General features: G+C 71.6%; 15 protein-coding genes. 9 read left to right on the top strand and 6 right to left on the bottom strand.

Annotated features, from left to right (window positions below):
• The first annotated feature begins 20 nt into the window (after positions 1–20).
• Genes MBA17_RS11590 through menC form a run of 4 tightly spaced genes read left to right on the top strand, consistent with a single transcriptional unit; the run spans position 21 to position 4,067 of the window.
• Complete coding sequence (locus tag MBA17_RS11590) at positions 21–1,058, top strand: dipeptidase (protein ID WP_238496382.1); 1,038 nt, start codon at positions 21–23, stop codon at positions 1,056–1,058.
• A complete protein-coding gene (locus MBA17_RS11585) occupies positions 1,055–2,161 on the top strand; it encodes a M20 family metallopeptidase (protein ID WP_238496381.1) in 1,107 nt (368 codons plus the stop codon). Before MBA17_RS11590 ends, MBA17_RS11585 begins: the two co-directional genes overlap by 4 nt.
• Complete coding sequence (locus MBA17_RS11580) at positions 2,158–2,970, top strand: GNAT family N-acetyltransferase (RefSeq protein ID WP_238496380.1); 813 nt, start codon at positions 2,158–2,160, stop codon at positions 2,968–2,970. Before MBA17_RS11585 ends, MBA17_RS11580 begins: the two co-directional genes overlap by 4 nt.
• Positions 2,967–4,067: an o-succinylbenzoate synthase gene (gene menC, locus MBA17_RS11575; RefSeq protein WP_238496379.1), complete on the top strand. Its 1,101-nt coding sequence runs from the start codon at positions 2,967–2,969 to the stop codon at positions 4,065–4,067. The genes MBA17_RS11580 and menC overlap by 4 nt, the downstream gene beginning before the upstream one ends.
• Here the strand turns inward: menC and MBA17_RS11570 are convergent.
• Genes MBA17_RS11570 through MBA17_RS11560 form a run of 3 tightly spaced genes read right to left on the bottom strand, consistent with a single transcriptional unit; the run spans position 4,064 to position 7,785 of the window.
• Positions 4,064–5,572: an AMP-binding protein gene (locus MBA17_RS11570; RefSeq protein WP_238496378.1), complete on the bottom strand. Its 1,509-nt coding sequence runs from the start codon at positions 5,570–5,572 to the stop codon at positions 4,064–4,066. The two genes, menC and MBA17_RS11570, sit on opposite strands and share 4 nt — an antisense overlap.
• A gap of 15 nt (positions 5,573–5,587) precedes the next feature.
• The gene (locus MBA17_RS11565; protein WP_238496377.1) at positions 5,588–6,625 is read right to left on the bottom strand and encodes an acyl-CoA dehydrogenase family protein; all 1,038 of its coding nucleotides are present in this window, start codon (positions 6,623–6,625) and stop codon (positions 5,588–5,590) included.
• Positions 6,622–7,785 (bottom strand): acyl-CoA dehydrogenase family protein, encoded by a 1,164-nt coding sequence (locus tag MBA17_RS11560; RefSeq protein ID WP_238496376.1) that lies wholly within the window; start codon positions 7,783–7,785, stop codon positions 6,622–6,624. The genes MBA17_RS11565 and MBA17_RS11560 overlap by 4 nt, the downstream gene beginning before the upstream one ends.
• A gap of 305 nt (positions 7,786–8,090) precedes the next feature.
• On the opposite strand from MBA17_RS11560, the gene MBA17_RS11555 reads away from it, so the two are divergent.
• Positions 8,091–11,921, top strand: coding sequence for a S8 family serine peptidase (locus MBA17_RS11555; RefSeq protein ID WP_238496375.1), 3,831 nt, complete (start codon positions 8,091–8,093; stop codon positions 11,919–11,921).
• Between the two features lie 39 nt (positions 11,922–11,960).
• Here the strand turns inward: MBA17_RS11555 and MBA17_RS11550 are convergent, their stop codons facing one another.
• Entirely contained in the window at positions 11,961–12,650 is a 690-nt protein-coding gene (locus tag MBA17_RS11550; RefSeq protein ID WP_238496374.1) for an HAD family hydrolase, read from the bottom strand.
• Between the two features lie 237 nt (positions 12,651–12,887).
• Between MBA17_RS11550 and MBA17_RS11545 the strand changes: the two genes are divergently transcribed.
• On the top strand, positions 12,888–14,234 hold the full coding sequence (locus tag MBA17_RS11545) for a sensor histidine kinase (RefSeq protein ID WP_238496373.1): 1,347 nt from the start codon (positions 12,888–12,890) through the stop codon (positions 14,232–14,234).
• A gap of 53 nt (positions 14,235–14,287) precedes the next feature.
• Here the strand turns inward: MBA17_RS11545 and MBA17_RS11540 are convergent, their stop codons facing one another.
• Positions 14,288–15,940, bottom strand: coding sequence for a DMT family transporter (locus MBA17_RS11540; RefSeq protein ID WP_238496372.1), 1,653 nt, complete (start codon positions 15,938–15,940; stop codon positions 14,288–14,290).
• A gap of 362 nt (positions 15,941–16,302) precedes the next feature.
• Between MBA17_RS11540 and MBA17_RS11535 the strand changes: the two genes are divergently transcribed.
• The gene (locus tag MBA17_RS11535; protein WP_238496371.1) at positions 16,303–16,926 is read left to right on the top strand and encodes a copper resistance CopC family protein; all 624 of its coding nucleotides are present in this window, start codon (positions 16,303–16,305) and stop codon (positions 16,924–16,926) included.
• Between the two features lie 11 nt (positions 16,927–16,937).
• Entirely contained in the window at positions 16,938–18,011 is a 1,074-nt protein-coding gene (locus MBA17_RS11530; RefSeq protein WP_238496370.1) for a copper resistance D family protein, read from the top strand.
• Here MBA17_RS11530 and MBA17_RS11525 read toward each other — a convergent pair.
• On the bottom strand, positions 17,969–19,117 hold the full coding sequence (locus tag MBA17_RS11525) for a hypothetical protein (protein ID WP_238496369.1): 1,149 nt from the start codon (positions 19,115–19,117) through the stop codon (positions 17,969–17,971). The genes MBA17_RS11530 and MBA17_RS11525 overlap by 43 nt on opposite strands.
• A 93-nt stretch (positions 19,118–19,210) precedes the next feature.
• Here MBA17_RS11525 and MBA17_RS11520 point away from each other — a divergent pair, with 93 nt between their 5' ends.
• Positions 19,211–19,375 carry a hypothetical protein gene (locus tag MBA17_RS11520; RefSeq protein ID WP_238496368.1) on the top strand — a complete coding sequence of 55 codons (165 nt, stop codon included), beginning with the start codon at positions 19,211–19,213 and terminating at the stop codon, positions 19,373–19,375.
• Positions 19,376–19,481 lie beyond the last annotated feature (106 nt).

Here is a 19,481-nt window from a genome sequence, read left to right as displayed (position 1 = left end):
ACGTATCGGAGGGCGAGACCGTGGCACCTGATCTTCATGACCGCGCAGTCGTCGCGGACACCCACAACGACCTGCTGATGGCGGTCAGCGCGCGGCCACCGGAGCACTGGGCGTCGTTCTTCCGCGAACGCTGGCTCCCCCAGCTCACCGCCGGCGGGGTGAACCTCCAGGTGCTGCCCGTCTTCATCGACAACCAGTATCGTCCCGAGGGCGCGCTCCGGCAGACACTGCGCATGATCGAGTGCGCACACGTGATCGCCGAGGGCAACCCCGACACCGTACGGCTCTGCCTCGACGGCCGGCAGATCGACGACGCGCTCGCCGCGGGCCGGATCGCGCTGGTGCTCGCGCTGGAGAGCGCGCCCGGCCTCGACGCCGACGTGGAACTGTTCCCGACCATGCACCGGCTCGGAGTGCGCGTCGCGTCGATCGCCCACTGGGGCCGTACGGCACTGGCCGACGGCAGCGGTGAGGACGCCACCGGGAGCAGGCTCACCGCGCCCGGGGTCGCGGCGCTCGCCCGGATGGAACGGCTGGGCATGATCTTCGACGTGTCCCATCTGGGCGCCTCGGGCGTCGCCCACGTGCTCGAACTCGCCACCCGGCCGGTCATGGCCACCCACTCCTCGGCCCGCGCCCTGCGCGACCACCACCGCAACCTGACCGACGACCAGCTCAGGGGCGTCGCCGCGACGGGCGGCGTGGTCTGCGTCAACTTCCTGCCCGGCTTCCTGGCCGAGGACCCCGTCGACTTCACCGTCGAACGGCTGCTCGACCACATCGAGCACGTCGCCGGCGTCGCCGGGATCGACCACGTCGGCCTGGGCCCCGACTTCATCCGCGAGGTGATGGCCGACCTCACCCCGCCGTGCTGCGAGGACTTCAGCTACGGCAGCGTCGACGTCAAGGCGGTCCTGCCCGGCGTCGACGGGCCCGCCGGCCTGCCGCTGGTCACCGAGGGGCTGCTCAAACGCGGCCTGGCCGAGGACGACGTCACGAAGATCGTCGGCGGTAACGTGCTGCGCCTGTTCCGCGCCGAGCTCGGACGCCAGGCGTGAGCCCGTTCGATCAGCGGCGGATGCTGGCCGACCTGGAGGAGCTCGTCCTGTGCGAGTCCTTCTCCGCCGACCTCGCCGCCGTCGCGCGCAGCGCCAAGGTGGTCGCCACGCTGGGCGCCCGCCTGCTCGGCGCCGCGCCGGAGACGATCGTCATCGACGGCGTCACCCACCTGCGCTGGCGCTTCGGCACGCCGAAGGTGCTGCTGGTGGGGCACCACGACACGGTCTGGCCGATCGGCTCGCTGGCCACCCACCCGTGGTCGGTGGTCGACGGGGTCGCCAGGGGGCCCGGCGTGTTCGACATGAAGTCCGGACTCGTGCAGACCTTCCACGCGCTCGCCTCGCTGCCGTCCCTCGACGGGGTGACCGTCCTCGTCACCGGTGACGAGGAGCTCGGCTCGCCGAGTTCCCGGACGCTGATCGAAGACTGCGCGCGGGGCATGGACGCCGCTTTCGTGCTGGAGGCGAGCGCCGACGGCGGCGCGCTGAAGACGACCCGCAAGGGCGTCTCCCGGTACGAACTGGTGGTGCACGGCAAGGCCGCGCACGCCGGGCTGGAGCCCGAACTGGGCGCGAACGCGGGGATCGAGCTGGCGTACCAGGTGATCGCGATCGCCGGACTCGCCGAGGGCGCCACGACGGTCACCCCGACCGTGCTGTCCGCCGGGACCAGCCCCAACACTGTGCCCGCCGAGGCGCGGCTCAAGGTCGACGTGCGGGTGACCGATCTCGTCGCCCAGGAGCGCGTCGACCGGCGGATGCGGGCGCTGACGCCACGGCTGGCCGGCACCCGCCTGGAGCTCATCGGCGGCCCCAACCGGCCGCCGATGGAGCCGTCGTCCTCCGCCGGGCTGTTCGCGCTCGCCGCCGAACTGGCCGCCGAACTGGGCCTCGGCCCGCTCGAACAGGTCGCGGTGGGCGGCGCGTCCGACGGCAACTACACGGCGGGGGTCGGCTGCCCGACACTCGACGGGCTGGGAGCCGTGGGCGGGGGCGCGCACGCCGACCACGAGCACATGATCGTGGCCGAACTGCCGCGCCGTACCGAACTGCTGGCCGCGCTGGTCACCGCGGTCCTCTCGGGGCGGACGGCCGCCCGGTGAACGCCGGGGAGGCGGCGAGCCTGGCCGCAGCGAGCCGTGGCGTACGGGTGTGCGAGCTGCGGGAGATCGAGGACTTCGAACAGGTGTCCCGCCTCTTCGACGAGATCTGGCATCCCACCCCGACCAACCCGCCGATCACGGTGGAGCTGATGCGCGCGCTGGCGCATTCGGGCAACTACGTGGCCGGGGCCTACCGGAACGATCAGCTGGTGGGCGGCTCGGTGGGGTTCCTGGCCGAGCCGGTGGGGCGGGGGATGCACTCCCACGTCACCGGGGTCACGCTCGGCGGCACCGGCTTCGCGCTCAAACTGCACCAGCGCGCCTGGGCGCTGGCCCGCGGCCTGGATCGGATCACCTGGACCTACGACCCGCTGGTGCGCCGCAACGCCTACTTCAATCTGGCCAAGCTGGGTGCCGCACCGGTGGAGTACCTCCAGCGGTTCTACGGCGCGATGGACGACGAGGTCAACGCGGGCGACGAGTCCGACCGGATTCTCGCCGCATGGGAGCTGGGCGCGCCGCACGTGGTGGCCGCCGCCGGGGGCGAGCCGTACCGGCCGGAGGTGCCGCCGGACGCGGTGATCGCGCTGGAGGACCGGGCGGGCCGTCCCGTCCCGGGGCGGGCCGACGCCGCGGTGGTGCTGGTCGCGGTGCCCGAGGACGTCGAGGCGCTGCGCCGCGGCGCGCCGGAGGTCGCCGCGGAGTGGCGGCACGCGGTGCGGGAGGTGCTGGGCGGGCTGCTGGCGGACGGCGCCCGGGTCACCGGCTTCCATCGCAGGACCTACTACGTGCTCGAGAGGAAAGCATGAAGATCACCGGAGTGGAGCTGCGGCGGATCGCGCTGCCGCTGGTGTCGCCGTTCCGCACCTCGTTCGGCACCGAGACGGCCAGGGACGTGCTGCTGGTCCGGGTGGTGACCCCCGAGGCGGAGGGCTGGGGGGAATGCGTGGCGATGGCCGAGCCGCTCTACTCCTCCGAGTACGTGGAGGGCGCCGCCGAGGTGCTGCGGCGGTTCCTGATCCCGGCGCTCCCCGACCGAGCCGACGTCCACGCGGTGGAACGGGCGCTGGCACCGGTCAAGGGGCACCGGATGGCGAAGGCCGCGCTGGAGACCGCGGTGCTCGACGCCCGGCTCCGGGCCACCGGCCAGTCGTTCGGGTCCTTCCTGGGGGCGGCCCGCGACCGGGTCCCGTGCGGAGTCTCGGTCGGCATCATGGACTCCATCCCGCAGCTCCTGGACGCCGTCGAGGGCTACCGCGCGCAGGGCTACGTGCGGATCAAGCTGAAGATCCAGCCCGGCTGGGACCTGGCCCCGGTGCGGGCGGTCCGCGAACGGCTCGGCGACGATGTCCTGCTCCAGGTCGACGCCAACGCCGCCTACACCCTCACCGACGCCCCCCACCTGGCCCGCCTGGACCTCTACGACCTGCTACTGATCGAACAGCCCCTCGCCAACGACGACCTCGTTCAGCACGCCCTGCTCGCCAAGCGCCTGACCACGCCGATCTGCCTGGACGAGTCGATCGAGTCGGCCCAGCACGCCGCCGCGGCGATCACCCTGGGCTCCTGCTCCATCATCAACGTCAAACCCGGCCGGGTCGGCGGCTACCTCGAAGCCCGCCGCATCCACGACCTGTGCCGCGCCCACGGCGTCGCCGTGTGGTGCGGCGGCATGCTGGAGACCGGCCTGGGCCGCGCCGCCAACATCGCCCTGGCCGCGCTGCCCGGCTTCACCCTGCCGGGCGACACCTCCGCCTCGGACCGCTACTTCGCCACCGACATCACCCCGCCGTTCATCCTCGACGACGGCCATCTCCCCGTCCCGACCGGCCCCGGCCTCGGCGTCGAGCCGATCACCGCCATCCTCGACGAGGTCACCACCGCCACCGAGTGGATCCCCCTCTAGCGGGCGGCCAGATACTCCTCGCGCACCTTCGACCGGGAGAGCTTCCCGGTGGGGGTGCGGGGCAGTTCGGCGCGGTACTCGATCCGCCTGGGGTGCTTGAAGCGGGCGATCCGGGGGCCGCAGTGCGCCAGCAGCGCGGCGGTGAGGCCGGGGTCGCCCGTGACGCCCTCGACCGGCTGGATCAGCGCGACCACGGAGTGGCCCCACTCCTCGTCGGGCACGCCGATCACCGCCACGTCGGCCACCGCGGGGTGTTCGAGCAGGGCGGCCTCGATCTCGGCGGGGTAGATGTTCACCCCGCCGGAGATGATCAGATCGGTGCGCCGGTCGCAGAGGAACAGGAAGCCGTCTTCGTCGAGGTAGCCGATGTCGCCGGGGGCGTACCACTCTCCGCGCATGGCGGCGGCGGTCTTGGCCGGGTCCTTGAGGTATTCGAACCGGCCCAGGGACGACTTGACGTAGATCATGCCGGGTTCGCCCGGCGGCAGCTCGGCGCCGTCCTCGTCGAGGATCCGCGCCTCGAACATGGGCGCGGTCCTGCCCACCGTGCCCGGGTGGGCCAGCCAGTCGTGCGGCTTGACCGCGAAGGCGATCGCGGACTCGGTCGAGCCGTAGTACTCGTACAGCACCGGCCCCCACCAGTCCATGATTCCCTTCTTCACCGCGACGGGGCAGGCCGCGGCGGTATGGATCACCTGGGCGAGTGAGGAGACGTCGTATCCCCGCCTGGTCTCCTCGGGGAGCTGGAGCATCCGGTGGAACATCGTCGGCACCATCATCGCGTTGGTGACCCGGTGCCGTTCGACGAGTTCCAGGATGGTCTGCGGCTCGAAGCGGGGGGTGATGACCAGCGTGTGGCCGAGGTGCAGCGCGAAGGTGGAGTGCGCGCACGGCGAGGAGTGGTACATCGGCGAGGTCACCAGGTGGACGCCGTCGCCCGGCACCAGGTCGCACACCTCGCCGAGGAACCAGAGGTAGAGCGGCACGACCTGCTCGGGCTCGGCGCCGGAGAGCGGTCGCCGCACCCCCTTGGGGAAGCCGGTGGTGCCCGAGGTGTACCACATCACGTTGCCTGCCGTACGGTCCGCGGGCGCGGTGGCGGGCTGCCCGGCCGCCAGCGCCCCGGCCCCGGTCACGACCTCCTTCGCGACGGCCCGCACCGACTGCGCGTACGGCTCGGCGGAGACCACGAGACGGGCGTCGCAGTCGCCGAGGATGTACTCGATCTCGCCCGGCGTGAGATGCCAGTTGATCGGCACGTAGTAGAGGCCGAGCTGCCCGGTGGCCATCAGCATGGCCACCGCGTCCAGCCCGTTGGGCAGCACCCCCGCGACCACGTCGCCCGTGCCGAGACCCCGCGCGCGCAGGCCGTGCGACACCTGGTTCACCAGGGCGAGCAGCTCGCCGTACGTCGTCACGGAGCCGTCGGCGTCGATCACGGCCCGGCGGCCGGGGTCGGCCTCCGCAATCTTGTAGAAGCCGGGTAACCGGCTGATCTCAGGCATCGGGGCCTCCGATCGTCAGAGCTCCAGCAGGTCGGCGAGACGGGCGCGGGCGGCGCGCGGCGGGCCGAGGAGCACCTCGTCCGCCTTGGCCCGCTTGTAGTACAGGTGCGCGTCGTGCTCCCAGGTGTAGCCGATGCCGCCGAACAGCAGCAAGTGGTCGCGAGCGACCTCGAAGCAGGCGCGGCCCAGGTAGATCTGCGCGAGCGCGGCGGCCTCCGGCAGTTCGCCGGGCGACTCGTCGGCCGCCCAGGCGGCGTGGCGGACGATCGACTCGGCCTGCTCCAGCTTGCAGTGCATGTCGGCGAGCTTGTGCTTCACCGCCTGGTAGGACCCGATATAACGGCCGAAGGCGACCCTGATCCTGCTGTAGGCGAGGATCGCGTCAAGGCTCGCCCGCAGCACCCCGAGCTGCTCGGCGGCCAGCGCCACCGCGATGAGGTCGCGGCTGCGCGCCTCCCCCGCCGCGCTGCCCGCGATGACCCGGCCGGACGCCCGGTCGAAGGTGATCCTGGCCTGGCGGCGGGTGGGGTCCAGGGTGCCGAGCGCCTCGCGGGTGACACCGCCGGCGTCCGCGTCGACGGCCACCAGTCCGTGCCGGCCGTCGCGGACGAGCAGCACCTCGGCGTCCAGGCCGTTGATCACCTGGGGGGCGATGCCGCTGACCACGCCGTCCGGCCCGGCCGACGGCCCGGAGACGACGGTCGCGGTGAGCCCGCCGCCGGCGACCGCGGTGAGCAACTCCTTGTCCCGCTCCGGGAGGAGCGCGATCGTGGCGAAGACGGTGGCCAGGAACGGCCCGGGAAGCAGCGCGGCCCCGGTCTCCTCCAGCGCTACGGCCAGGTCGGCGTGCCCGGCCCCGGCCCCGCCGTACTCCTCGGGGACGATCAGGCCGGCGAGGCCCAGCTCGCCGTTCAGGCGGTCGTAGACCGAACGGTCGTAGCCGTCGGCGGACTCCATCGCCTCGCGGACCCCGGACATGGGCGAGACCGAGGCGAGGAAGGAGCGGACCGAGCCACGCAGATCCTGCTGCTCCTGACTGAGCACGAGCTTCACTGCTGGGTCCCCACCTTCAGGTCCTTGAACGGCACGTTCTTGTCCGACCTCGGCTCGGGGGGCAGGTTCAGCACCCGGTCGCCGACGATGTTGCGCATGATCTCGTTGGTGCCGCCGCCGAGGGACAGCCCCGGCGCCTGGGAGACGGCGCGGGCCAGGCCGCCGCCGTCGTCGTCGTAGGCGACGGCCTCCGGACCGGCGAGCGAGATCGCCAGGTCGGCGCCGAAGTTGGTCAGCTCGGCCAGCAGCAGCTTGGCGGCGCTGCCCCTGGCCCCGGGGAAGACGCCCGCCCTGGTCTCCTCCGCGAGCCGCTGGTTGAACAGGGTGAGCGCGCGGGAGCGCACGTAGAGCTCGACGAGCTGGTCGCGGACGATCGGGTCGCCGGTGTCGACCACCTCGCGCAGCCGCTCGAACGAGGCCGGGTTGTCCCGCGCCCCGCTCATGCCGACCCCGCCGGAGATCGACAGCCTCTCGTGCAGCAGGGTCGTGACCGCGCAGCTCCAGCCGTCGTCGACCTGCCCGATCAGGTTCTCCGCCGGGATGTGCACGTTGTCGAAGAAGATCTCGTTGAAGTTGCTGCGCCCGCTCATGTCCTTCAGCGGCCTGACGGTCACGCCGGGCGCGTGCATGTCGATCACCAGCATCGTCAGGCCGCGGTGCTTGGGCGCCTCGACGTCGGTCCTGGCCAGCAGCAGGCCCAGGTCGGCGTACTGGGCGACGCTGGTCCACACCTTCTGGCCGTTGACGATCCAGCCGTCCTCGGCGGGCTCGGCCCTGGTCTGCAGGCTCGCGACGTCGCTGCCCGCGCCCGGCTCGGAGAAGAGCTGGCACCAGATCCGCTCGCCGCGCAGCAGCGGCCGGACCCAGCGGCGGCGCTGCTCGTCGGTGCCCAGGTCGACGATCGTGGGACCGCACATGCCCAGCCCGATGGAGAAGGCGTAGATCGGCAGCGTGAAGTCGCGGGCCTCCGCGGCGAAGGCCAGTTCCTCCGCCTGGGTCAGCCCCTGGCCGCCCCACTCCTTCGGCCAGGAGATCCCCGAGTAGCCCGCGTCGTACATCGCGGCCATGAAACGCCTGGCCGCCGCGACCCCTTCGGCACCCTCCACGGCGTTCTCAACGAGCCACGCCCTGGCCCGGCGACGGTATTCCTCAAGATCCATCTTCGCTCCACCGCATCGGAAATCAGTGCTTACTTACTCTAACCAGCGACCCACCACCCGTACAGAGCATTGATCTGTACGGCAGAGCGGCCACCCCCTCGATCGCCAGTGGCCGGCTCACTGCCCCAGAACTCCGCGCGGCGATCACGCGGAGCACCTGACAGGTCACTCGAATTCGGTCATCCCATATGGCGACATTCGGCATGATTTGATCACTGGGCGTGGAAGCATGCATCTTGCATATGGGAGCGCTCCCGCGATCGGGTGCGCTCCCGCTCCACGTCATAGATCGAGAGGGAAACCCCTTGTCTCGCACCCGCGCCAGAATCACCGCGGTCTTATCCGGTGCCACACTCGTGCTCACCGCGTTCGCCGCTCCCGGATCGGCGGCCACCCCGGCCGAACCGGTCGGCGCCGAACCCGGTGGGCAGGCCGTCACGGCCACGACCACCGTCACGCTGATCACCGGTGACGTCGTCGAGTACACCCCGGCGAAGGACGGCGGCGTGCCGTCGTTCGACATCCGCGAGGCGCCCAGGCCCGACGGGGCGCCCGTCACCTTCACCACCCTCCCCGACCGCGACGGCGGCCACCTGGTCATGCCCTCCGACGCCGCCGGGATGATCGCCTCGGGAGCCCTCGACGACGAACTGTTCGACGTCGAGACGCTGGCCGCGGAGCAGCGCACCGAGACGATCCCGCTGATCGTCACCTACGCCGGCGACCCCGCCGAGTCCGCCGTCGCGAAGGCCGCGGCGGCGCTGCCCGCCGCCGAGACCACCCGCACCCTCGACGCCGTCAACGGCGCCGCGGTCACGGTGCGTGTCGCGGAGGCGCCGAAGTTCTGGGCCGCGCTCGGCGACCGGCCCACCCTGGCGGGCGGCATGTCCAAGATCTGGCTGGACCGCCGGATCGAGGTGTCCCTCGACCAGAGCGTCCCCCTGATCGGCGCGCCCACCGCCTGGGACCGCGGCTTCGACGGCAAGGGAACCAAGGTCGCCGTCCTCGACACCGGCATCGACGCCGCCCATCCTGACTTCGCGGGCCGGATCGTCGCCGGTGAGAACTTCTCCGACGCCCCCGCCCTCGCCGACCGGTCAGGGCACGGCACCCACGTCGCCTCCACGATCGCGGGCTCCGGCAGCGCCTCGGACGGCAAGTACAAGGGTGTCGCGCCCGCCGCCTCCCTGCTCGTCGGCAAGGTGCTGAACGACGCGGGGAACGGCGACTGGTCCTGGGCCATCGCCGGCATGGAATGGGCCGCCGAGCAGGGCGCCGACGTGGTCAACCTGAGCCTCGGCTCCTGCTGCGGCGACGGCACCGACCCGATGAGCCAGGCGGTCGACCGCCTCACCGAGCAGCACGGCACGCTGTTCGTCGTCGCGGCGGGCAACGAGTCCGACCCGCTCACCGTGGGCATCCCCGCGGCGGCCGACCAGGCCCTGGCGGTCGGCGCGGTGGACAAGACCACCGGCACCACCCTCGCCGAGTTCTCCAGCCGCGGGCCCCGGCTCGACGACGCGGCGGTCAAGCCCAACATCGTCGCCCCGGGTGTCGACATCGTCGCCGCCCGCTCCGCCGACTCGGCCGCCAAGCCGATCCCCGGCAACGACAGGTACACCGCCAACAGCGGCACCTCGATGGCCACCCCGCACGTCAGCGGGGCCGCCGCCCTCCTGGCCCAGCAGCACCCGGACTGGCGGGCGGGGGAACTGCGCGAGGCGCTGACCTCGACGGCCGAACGGAACGAGGCGCACAACTGGTTCGAGCAGGGCTCCGGTCGTCTCGACGCGGGCCGTGCGGTGACCCAGACGGTGTTCGCGACCTCGGTCGTCGACTTCCGTCTCCTCGATCCGGCCAAGGGACCGGTCACCAGGCAGGTCACCTACCGCAACACGGGCGGCGAGGCGGTCACGCTGGACGTCGCGCTGCACACCCGTGGCTGGAGCGGCGCCGCCGCCCCCGCCGAGGCGATCGGTCTCGGCTCCCAGACCGTCACCGTGCCGGCGGGCGGGACCGCCACCGTCGACCTCAGGGTCGATCCCGCCGCCGCCAGGACCGGCGCGTACGGCGGGTGGGTCACCGCGAGCGGCGGCGACGTCCGGCTCACCACCCCGTTCAGCTACTACACCGGCCCGGACACGCACCGGCTCTCGTTCTCCATGACCAACTCTTACGGAACCAAGGAGTTCTACACCAGTTCCCAGTTCGGCCCGCTCGTCTACGCGATCCCGATGAAGCGGACGAACAGCCCCGAGGATCCCTTCAACCCCTACGCCTGGTACTCCTTCCGGCTCGACCTCTCCGGCGACGGCGAGCTCTACCTGCCCGGCGGCGACTGGGAGATCGTCGGCATCGCCAGCGAGTACTACCCCCGGACCCGCAACAGCTGGGTGATCAAGGAGGTGTCCCTGGACAAGGACCAGAAGGTCGCCCTGGACGCCCGCGAGACCGTGCCCCTGCGCCCGATCACCCCGCAGGCCACCGACGGCAGCGGCCACGTGCGCTACACCCGGACGTTCACCGACAGGCCCTCCCCCGTGATGGTCTACGGCGGCACGTCCGACGGAGGGGCCGACCACGATCTCTTCATCACGCCCGTCTCCAAGGTGAAGTCGGGCAAGATGCGGCTCTCCCACCAGTGGAGCCTGGAGCGGGCCGTACTGGATCGTGCCACGGCGGGCCGGCTGGACCTGCACCCGACCTACGACCGCGTGTCGATGAGCAAGATGCTGACCGGCCCGGTGTCGTATCCGGTCGTGTGGGCCGGTCAGGGCCGGGCCGAGGACTTCGAGAACCTCGACGTGACGGGCCAGCTGGTGCTGACCGGTGTCCCCGTCGGTTCCGGCGCCTCGCCGTACCTGGACGCGGCGAAGCAGATGGATACCGCGGCCAGATTCGCCGGGCAGCGGGGCGCGGCCGGTTTCGTCGGCTACTTCGACGTGGACGGGGCCGGGCCGCGCGTTCCCGGCGGGGCTTACACCACCCACCGGCTCGGCCTGAACGTGACCGAGGGACGCGCGTTGCGCGCCGCCGTGGAGTCCGGCAACGGCCTGTCCATCAAGCTGGAGCCGTACACCGGGCGCGAGACCGTCTACCGGCTGCGCTTCGAGGAACGCGGCCGGGTGCCGGCCAAGCCGGAACGCCTCGACAACCGCGAGCTCATCCGCATCGAGTCCGACTACCACGCCGACCAGCCGGAGACCAGCGGCTGGGAGTTCGGCCAGTCCACCGCGGGCGACGCGTCCACCAGCCTGTCGTACGGCGAAGCGATGAAGCTGCCGCTCTCCAGGACCGAGTACTTCGGCCCGGCGTCCGGCGAGGTGGTCTGGTCGCGCGAGATCAGCAGCCAGGGCCTGGACCTCTTCGCGCACGACCGGTTCCCGCGTTCCCGCGCCCGGCTGGACGAGAGCTGGTTCAAGGCGCCCCTGGTGCCCGGTGCCGCGGACGTGCCGGACGGCTATCCGGCCCAGGTGCCGTGCGTGCTGTGCCGGGACGGCGACCGGTTCGTCCCGGCCGAGTACTGGCTGGACTCCGATCCCCGGCACTACAGCCGCCTGAGCCCGCTGAAAGCCGATCCCCGGTTGACCGCCGGCGACGCGGTGATCACTCCGCAGGGGCGGCGTCCCCGCTCGTTCATCGTCCCGGACGGCTCCGCCGCCTACCGGCTCGACGCCGTGGACACCTCTGACCGAAAGCTGTCGGAGCAGGTGACCACCAGTTCGCGGTTCACCTCCACGCCGCCGACCGGCACGCCCGGCGGGTACTCCTGCACCTTCGGCCCCGCCTGCTCGTTCCAGCCGGCGATCCAGGTGACCTACGACGTGCCGCTCGACCTGCTCAACCGGGCCCCGGCCGGGCGCGCGTTCACCTTCGGCCTGCGGGCCGGCGCGCACTCGTCGATCCGCCGCGCGCCCGACGTGCGCGAGGTCGAGGTGGAGTACTCCGTCGACGACGGAGCCACCTGGCGGGACGCCCGGCGGGTGTGGAAGCACGGCCACGACGGCTACCGGGTCACCGTGGACCACCCGCCGCTGGGTGCCACCAGTGGCTACGTGTCGCTCCGGGTGCATGCCTCGGACAAGAAGGGCGGTTCGACGACGCAGACCGTCAAGCGGGCGTACGCGCTGAGATAGCCGGATGACGGCCACGGGGCACGGGACCCCGTGGCCGTCCTACCGGACGCCCAGTTCGTCGAGGCGGCTGAGCATTTCGGCGGGGTCCGCGTAGACGCGGAAGGCGGACGAGCGTTCCAGCTCGTCGCGCCCGTAGCCGCCGGAGAGGAGCCCGATGCCCAGCGCGCCCGCCCTGCGCGCGGCCAGCAGGTCCCACACGCTGTCGCCGACCACCATGGCGGACCGCGGGTCGATGTCCAGCAGGGCGGCACCGGCCAGGAAGAGGTCGGGGTCGGGTTTCGCGTGCCGTACCCGGTCGCGGGTGACCATCGGGGTGTCCTCGGGGAGTCCCAGCATGTTCAGCGCGGGGCGCGCGGTCATGGCGTATCCGCTGGTGGCGATCGCCCACGGGATCGCACGCTCGGTCAGCTCCGCGAGCAGGTCGACGGCGCCGGGCAGCGGGCCCACGGTGTCGATCTGCTCCGTGTAGGCCGCGGCGTGCGCCCGCTGCAGGTCGTCTATCTGCTCCTGGGTCAGGGAAAGACCGGTCTCCCGCAGCAGCGCGGAGACGAACAGCCCGCCGCTCATCCCGATCCGCCGGTGGATCCGCCACACCGACAGGTCGATGCCGAGCCCCTCCAGCGCCGAACGCCAGGCGATCACGTGCTGATAGACGCTGTCGATCAGGGTGCCGTCGAGGTCGAACAGGAACGCCGGAGCCACCGGCTCGCGATAGGCGAAGTCACTCACCGTCCCATTGTCACGTGCCCGGCCGTCCGGACGTCAGGTGGGTGTCCAGGCCCCGGGATGCGATACCGGTCATAACGCCTTAATCATGCATATAACGCCGTTTGCATCATAGAAAGCTATTTTTAGCCTGCCTTGGGGATGAATCTCCACGACTCCGAGCAACATATGCCTAGTGTGATCATTTGATTGCCGGGGGGTCGGGTGAGCCGGAGGCATGACTGGTCGGTCAGAAAGCGCATGACGTTGATCGCCAGCGCCGCGATGGCCCTGATCTGCCTGCTCTGCTCCGTTCTTGTACTGATCGGGCTACGCGACCTCGTGGCCCAGCACCGGCGCGAGCAGACCGTCAAGGCGACGCTCAGGGTCACTCACCTGGTGCAGCGCGACCAGTTGCGGCCGGATCTCCCGGTGGAGAACGTGCCGTACATCCAGGTCCTGAACCCGCAGGGGAAGATCGTCGCAATCACGCCCCCGATGAGGGGCAAGCCCCCGATGGCACGGTTCGCCGGGAGCGAGGATCGCGTGCGAACCGACCGGGTGGTCTGCGACTCCCCCGCCTTCCCGCCCGGCGAGTGCCTGATCATCGTGGGCACCCGCGTCTACCAGCCGAACGGCGACTACATCGTCTACGCCGCCAGCCCCCATGTCGAGTGGTACGTCAGCCCGGCGCTGATCCTCGTGCTCCTCGGAGGATCGCTCCTGCTGGTCGGGGTGACCGCCGCGGGCACCTACCGCACCGTCAGCAGGACCCTGGCGCCCGTGGACGCCATCCGCTCGGAACTGGCCGAGATCAAGGCCACCGACATCGGCCGCCGGGTCCCGATCCCGCAGTACAAGGACGAGATCCGGCGGCTCGCCGAGACGGTGAACCAGACGCTGGACCGGCTGCAGTCCCTCGTCGAACGTCAGCGCCGCTTCGCCTCCGACGCCTCACACGACCTGCGCAGCCCGCTCACCGCGATGCGCGCCCAGGTGGAGGCGGCGCTGCTGCACCCCCGCGAGACCAACTGGCCCGAGGTGTCCGTCGCCCTGCTCGGCAGCCTCGAACGCCTGGAGGCGCTGGTCAGCGACCTGCTGATGCTGGCCAGACTGGACGCGGGCGCGCCCGCCCTGCGCGAGCGGCTCGACCTGACCGAGCTGATACGCAGCGAACTGGACCGCCGCCCCCGCCGGGTGCCGATCACCAGGAGACTGACCCCCGGCGTGAAGGTGACGGGCGACCAGCTACGGCTCGCGCGGCTGTTGACCAACCTGGTGGACAACGCCGAACGGCACGCGAGCCGGCACGTCGCCGTGACGGTCCGCCCGGAGGCCGGCATGGCGGTGGTGGAGGTCGTCGACGACGGCACGGGAATCCCGCCCGAGAAGCGTGAGGAGGTCTTCCAGCGCTTCACCCGCCTCGACGCGGCCCGCAGCAAGGACGCCGGCGGCACCGGCCTGGGACTCCCGATCGCCAGGGAGATCGCCAAGGAACACGGCGGCACCCTCACGGTGGAGGACTCCCCCCACGGCGCCAAGCTGGTCGCCCGCTTCCCGCTCGCGCACTGCGAGAACATCGTCCCCCGCCACAGCGCGACCCGCTGACGCCGAACCGGCGCTCCCCCACTCCTCTCATCGATCCCCCGGTTCGGGCGCCGTCACAGGCCACGGCAGGTGTCGAGGGCGTGGCGGGGATGGCCGGCGGTACGGCGCCCGAGGCCGGCGTCCAGGTCGCGGCGGGAGAACTCCGCGAGACGGCCGCCGAGACCGAGGTCGAGATCATGGCCGGGATCACGGCCGGGGTTCGCGCCGAGACCGGCGGCCGTATCACCGCCAGGACGCTCACCCAGCCGGCCGCCCGGACCGGCGTCGGGATGACAACCGAGAGACTCGGCAGGACGGCCACCGAGCCCGGCATCCAGGTCACAGCCGGGAAATCCGGCCGGACGGCCACCGAGAGCGGTGTTCGGATCACGGCCGGGATGCTCGACGAGAGCGTCACCGGAGCCCGAGCCGGAGCCCGAGCCGGAGCCGGAGCCGGAGCCGGAGCCGGAGCCGGAGCCCGAGCCAGAGCCCGAGTCGGAGCCGATGTCCGGCGGTGCCGGCGCCTCCCCGTCGACGACCGCGATGAGAGGGGCGCAGCTCTCGGTGAGGGCGGGGGTCGTCCTGCCGCGGACCACGGCGATCGCGTGCTGTACGACCTGCTCGACCATGTCGTCGGGTGCGTCCCGACCGTCCTCCGCGGGCTGCGCCTCCGCGGGGGCGCCGGCCGGCAGTTGACGCCAGCCGGGAAAGGAGTCGTCGGCGGGCGCCCGGGCCGCCTCCCCCCGGCTCTCCTCCCGGAGGGAGAGCAGGATCTCCGACGCCCGCCATCGGATCCGGAGAAGCTGTTCACGGTTCTCGTCCGGGAGCGGGGCGGCCTCCTGCTCGGGTCTGGCCCGGCCCGGAATCACCACGAGCAGCATCGAGAACGCCACGAGGCAGCCGCCCAGTGTCACGCTCCAGGTCAGCGCTTCGCCGTACAGGGCGACCGCGAGGCCGGCCACCCACAGCGGCTGCGAGGAGAGGATCACGGCGGCGGGTACGGCGGGCACGTGCGCCTGGCCGAAGGTCCTGGCCAGGAAGCCGAGCGCGCACGACACGATCGCCAGATGGCCGAGCACCATCCAGTCGGCGTTCGTGGCGGGCAGCGTCAGGCCGCCGGGGGCGGCGAGCACGCCGGTCAGCGCCGCGATCGTGCCGAGCTGGATCACCGTGATCGCGTAGCCCTCCTTCCGGGCGCCCGGCAGCTCGCCGAGCATGAGCGTGTGCCCGGCGTAGAGCGCCGCCGCGAGGAGCGTGGCGGACAGGGCCGGGCCGGAGATGTCGCCGCCCTCGAACCCGTGCAGCAGGGTGAACGCCGCCATCGCGGCGACCGAGAGCACGACGGCGGTCCAGATGCGGCTGGACACCCGCACACGTAGCAGGACGAGGCCGAGGATCGGCGTCATCACCACGTTGCATCCCACGGCGAAGCCGGAGACGGCGGAGGGCAGGCTCTGCAACGCGAAGGCCTGCGCGGTCTGTCCCACTCCGAAGAGCAGGCCCAGCAGAATTCCCCGTGACCAGGTGCCGGCGGTCAGCCCGCGCAGGCAGCGCGGCCTGATCACCAGCAGGACCAGTACGGCCAGTCCGTAACGCTCAGTGAGCAGATCGGCGACCGGTATCCGGATGATCAGATCCTTCATCAGTGGGAACGCCGACCCCCAGGCGGCACTGACGAACAACAGAAGCACGGCTCCCATCAGGGGGCGGGGAGCGGGTACTGCCATGGCAGGCAGCCTCCCACTACCAATCGCTACCGGCGTGTCACTCCTCGCAGAGGGGTTTGCTCCTGTTCCACTCGGGGTGGATGGCCTCACACCGAGTCTCATTCTTAAAGCGTCTTCATAGCTGACGGTAATGAATTATGCACGCTCTTCACACGTTATTAGATGTCAGACTTAATACCGGCGAGCATCCGGTGCCACACGACTTCCCTCGTCCGTACGGCACGCGAGCCGGACGGAGCGAGCGCCCCGCGGGACCGGCCGCCGTCCCATGGACATGTCCCGGGCCATGTCCAGGGGAGGGCCGCGGCTGACTGGTGGGACCATGGCTGAGTGACGGATGTGTCCCGCTGGAAGGAATCTCGTTGAGGCGGCTACTGACGGTCCTGCTGCTCGCCTGCGCCGCGCTCACGACGGTGGCGGCCCCCGCGCAGGCCCACAACGTACTGGTCGGCAGCGATCCCGAGAAGAACGCGAAGCTGTCCCGGTGGCCCTCGAAGGTCACCCTCGAATTCGACCAGCCGGCCCGGCGGGGCTTCTCGCAGGTGACCGTGACGGGGCCGGGCGGAGTGCGGTTCGACCAGGGCAAGCCGTCTACGTCGGGCGTCAAGGTGACCGCCGAGCTGAAGGCTCCCGGTCCAGCGGGCTCCTACGTGATCGGCTACCGGATCCTGTCGTCGGACGGCCACCCGGTCACCGGAAAGATCACTTTCACGCTCGACGCCTCCGAGGGCGGCGACGCGGTCACCGTACCCGTCGACGAACCGGCCGCCACCGCGACCCTCCAGTCCCGGCAGGCCGACGGCGGCGAGCTGAGCGCGCAGGCGACCGAGGCGGCGCAGAACGGCGGCGCCGGCATGGCGGTCGTCTGGATCGCCGGAGCCCTCGTGCTGCTCGGCGGCGCCACCGTCGTGGCCATGCGCAGAAGCGCCCCCCGCGACTCCACCCAGCTCTCTGACAAGCCCTCTGACAAGCCCTCAGACAAGTAGGCGCCGCTCCCATGTCCCTGACAGAGACCAGCCCCGGCCCTTCCGCGTCCCCGCCCGCCGGCAGTCCACCGTCCACCGGCGCACCCGTATGGCGGTGGACGGTGCTCGCCGGGCCGATGGTGACGGCGGCGGTGCTGGCCGCGCTCGCGGGAACGTCGCTGACGGCGGCGGAGGCGGTGCCGGCGATCATGCTGCCGGGGCCGGTCGTGGAGTACGGCCTGCCGGTGGTGCGGGTGCTGCTCGACCTCGCCGCGCTGGCGGTGGTCGGCCTGAGCCTGCTGCCCAAGCTCCTCGGCTGGCGCGACCCCGACCGGACCGAGCCCGTCATGCGCCGGGTCAGGCCCGTCGCGGTGACGGCGGCGTGGATCTGGGCGGTGTGCGCGTTCACCGCGGTCGTGTTCCACGCGGCCGAGCTGAATCCGGGCGCGTTCCCGACGCCGGGGTCGATCGCGAGCTACGTCAACGACGTCGGCGCGGGCCAGGGACTCGTGATCAGCGGAGCGTGCGCCCTGGCGTACGCGGCGGTGGGGTTGCTGGCGGTGCGGTTCGGCGAGAAGGTGCCGGCCGAGCTGCGGATCGTGGTCGCGCTGTTCGGGCTGCTGCCGATCCCGGTGACCGGCCACGCGGTCGACTCGGTCTGGCACGACCCGATCATGATCTCGATGGAGCTGCACGTGATGGGCGCGGCGGCCTGGACCGGCGGGCTCGCCGTGACCGTGCTGTACCTCGCCCGCCGGCGTGACCTGCTGGCCGAGGTGCTGCCGAGGTTCTCCAGACTGGCCACCGTCTGCCTGCTGCTCGTCTCGGCGTCAGGCGTGATCACCGGGCTGGCGACGCTGGCCCTCACCCCCGGCGTGGAACTGCCGGGCGCGATCCTCACCAGCTCGTACGGCCTGCTGGGGGTGGCCAAGGTGGCCTGCGTGGCGGTGCTGATCCCGCTCGCCGCGCACATCCGCTACCGCCTGCTGCCGCGGATCGAACGGCAGCAGGCGACGGCCCTGGTCGGCTGGGTGGCCGTGGAACTGACCGTGATGGGTGTGGCCTACGGCATCGCGGTGGTGTTGAGCAGGGCACCGGTGGGCTGAACGGCCGGCCGCCTGGCCGCCCACTCCGCGCCCAGCCACAGCACCCCGAGCAACGCCGCGGCGACGGGCGCCGAGCCCACCGCCACCGGCGGCGCGGCCAGCACCTCCCCCTGTACGGCCAGCGCCCCGTACGTGCCCGCGGTCACCAGCGCCGCCCCGGCGACGGCCCGGACGGCCCAGACCCGGATCAGGAACGCCAGATCGATGCAGAGCGCCCCCGCGATGAGGAAGAACGGCACGGCGGAGGGCGGGAAGTCGGCGACGGTCAGCAGCGGCCAGATGACGCACCGGTAGGCGACGAAGGCCGCGGCGATCGCGGTGGCGGTGAACGTCCTGCCGACCAGCATGCGGGCGATGACGAGCACCAGCAGGCAGGCGGCCACCGTGTAGACCGGGTAGAGCCAGTCGGGCATGGGCAACGAGAACTGCACGACCATCCCCCGGTCGACCGGCCGGTTCAGCTGGTCCGCGGCGAACTGGAGCAGGATCGGCTCGGCCGTGGGGGTGCCCCTGTCCCAGGCGGCGATCCCCAGCACGCCGTACTCCTGGTGCTGGTTGGGGAAGAAGGTGTTCTCCAGGGAGAAGAGGAATAAGGCGGCGAGGATCAGGTGGCGGCGGCTGCCCTCGGGGGCGCCGAGGAACCAGCCGCGGGTCACTCCCGCGATCATGACGGCGGTCCCGCCGTACAGCATGACGTGGGACGGGCTCCACGACGTGATGTCCAGGCCGTTCACCGCGTGGTTGATCAGGTCGAGCGGGACGGCGACCAGGAAGATGCCGGTGCCCCACTGGATGAGCCGCAGCGCCGTCTTGTCGGCGCCGTAGCCGGTGTAACCGTGGATGATCGTCAGGGCGACCGCGATGGCGGTCCCGACGCTGTTGATCAGATGGGGGGGCGCAAGGTCGTCGCGCAGCCACTTGAAGTGCCACGACACGTCCCACGACGAGCCGAGGACCTTGAGCGCGAAGGCCACCAGCCAACCGAGGTAGAGCACCCTGAAGAGCTCGGTGGGGGTCTCGCGTCCCGCCTCCCCGCGAGTCCAGTAGGGAAGGGCCCACGCCAGGATCCGGGAGGGGGCTTGTCTGAGGGTTGCTCCTACGTTCACGCGTCGAATGATGCCGGGCGACCACCCGCCGCGCAATCGGGGATGACCCTGATGGAGGCGCAGGCCAAGGGGTGCGGCGCTACGATGGAGGACGTGACACACGGGCCGGACGACCTGCGCCCCGTGGATCTCTCCGACGAGGGGCCACCGGTGCTGGAAGATCAGACGAGTGACGACACCGACCTCGGGTGGGGCGGCTGGCGTGAGCCTGACGACGACACCGCACGGCTGATCGCGGAACGCCCGCCGCACTGGTGACCGGCCCGCCTCCCGGCGCAGCCGCCTGAGCGGGCCACGACACCGTTCGGCGTCACCGGCGCACACTGTACGGCGGGTCACGCGAACGGCACGCGCCGAAGCGAGC

Source organism: Dolomitihabitans soli, from assembly GCF_022213955.1.
Classification (GTDB): domain Bacteria; phylum Actinomycetota; class Actinomycetes; order Streptosporangiales; family Streptosporangiaceae; genus Streptosporangium_A; species Streptosporangium_A soli.
The sequence above is the reverse complement of the archived record's forward strand: the minus strand, read 5'-3'. Positions and strand labels throughout refer to the sequence as shown.

Excerpts from the sequence above, each read along its gene's own strand:
- menC (WP_238496379.1), top strand. The coding sequence starts at position 2,967 with ATGAAGATCACCGGAGTGGAGCTGCGGCGGATCGCGCTGCCGCTGGTG.
- MBA17_RS11570 (WP_238496378.1), bottom strand. The coding sequence starts at position 5,572 with ATGCCTGAGATCAGCCGGTTACCCGGCTTCTACAAGATTGCGGAGGCC.
- MBA17_RS11560 (WP_238496376.1), bottom strand. The coding sequence starts at position 7,785 with ATGGATCTTGAGGAATACCGTCGCCGGGCCAGGGCGTGGCTCGTTGAG.
- MBA17_RS11545 (WP_238496373.1), top strand. The coding sequence starts at position 12,888 with ATGACGTTGATCGCCAGCGCCGCGATGGCCCTGATCTGCCTGCTCTGC.
- MBA17_RS11540 (WP_238496372.1), bottom strand. The coding sequence starts at position 15,940 with ATGGCAGTACCCGCTCCCCGCCCCCTGATGGGAGCCGTGCTTCTGTTG.
- MBA17_RS11530 (WP_238496370.1), top strand. The coding sequence starts at position 16,938 with ATGTCCCTGACAGAGACCAGCCCCGGCCCTTCCGCGTCCCCGCCCGCC.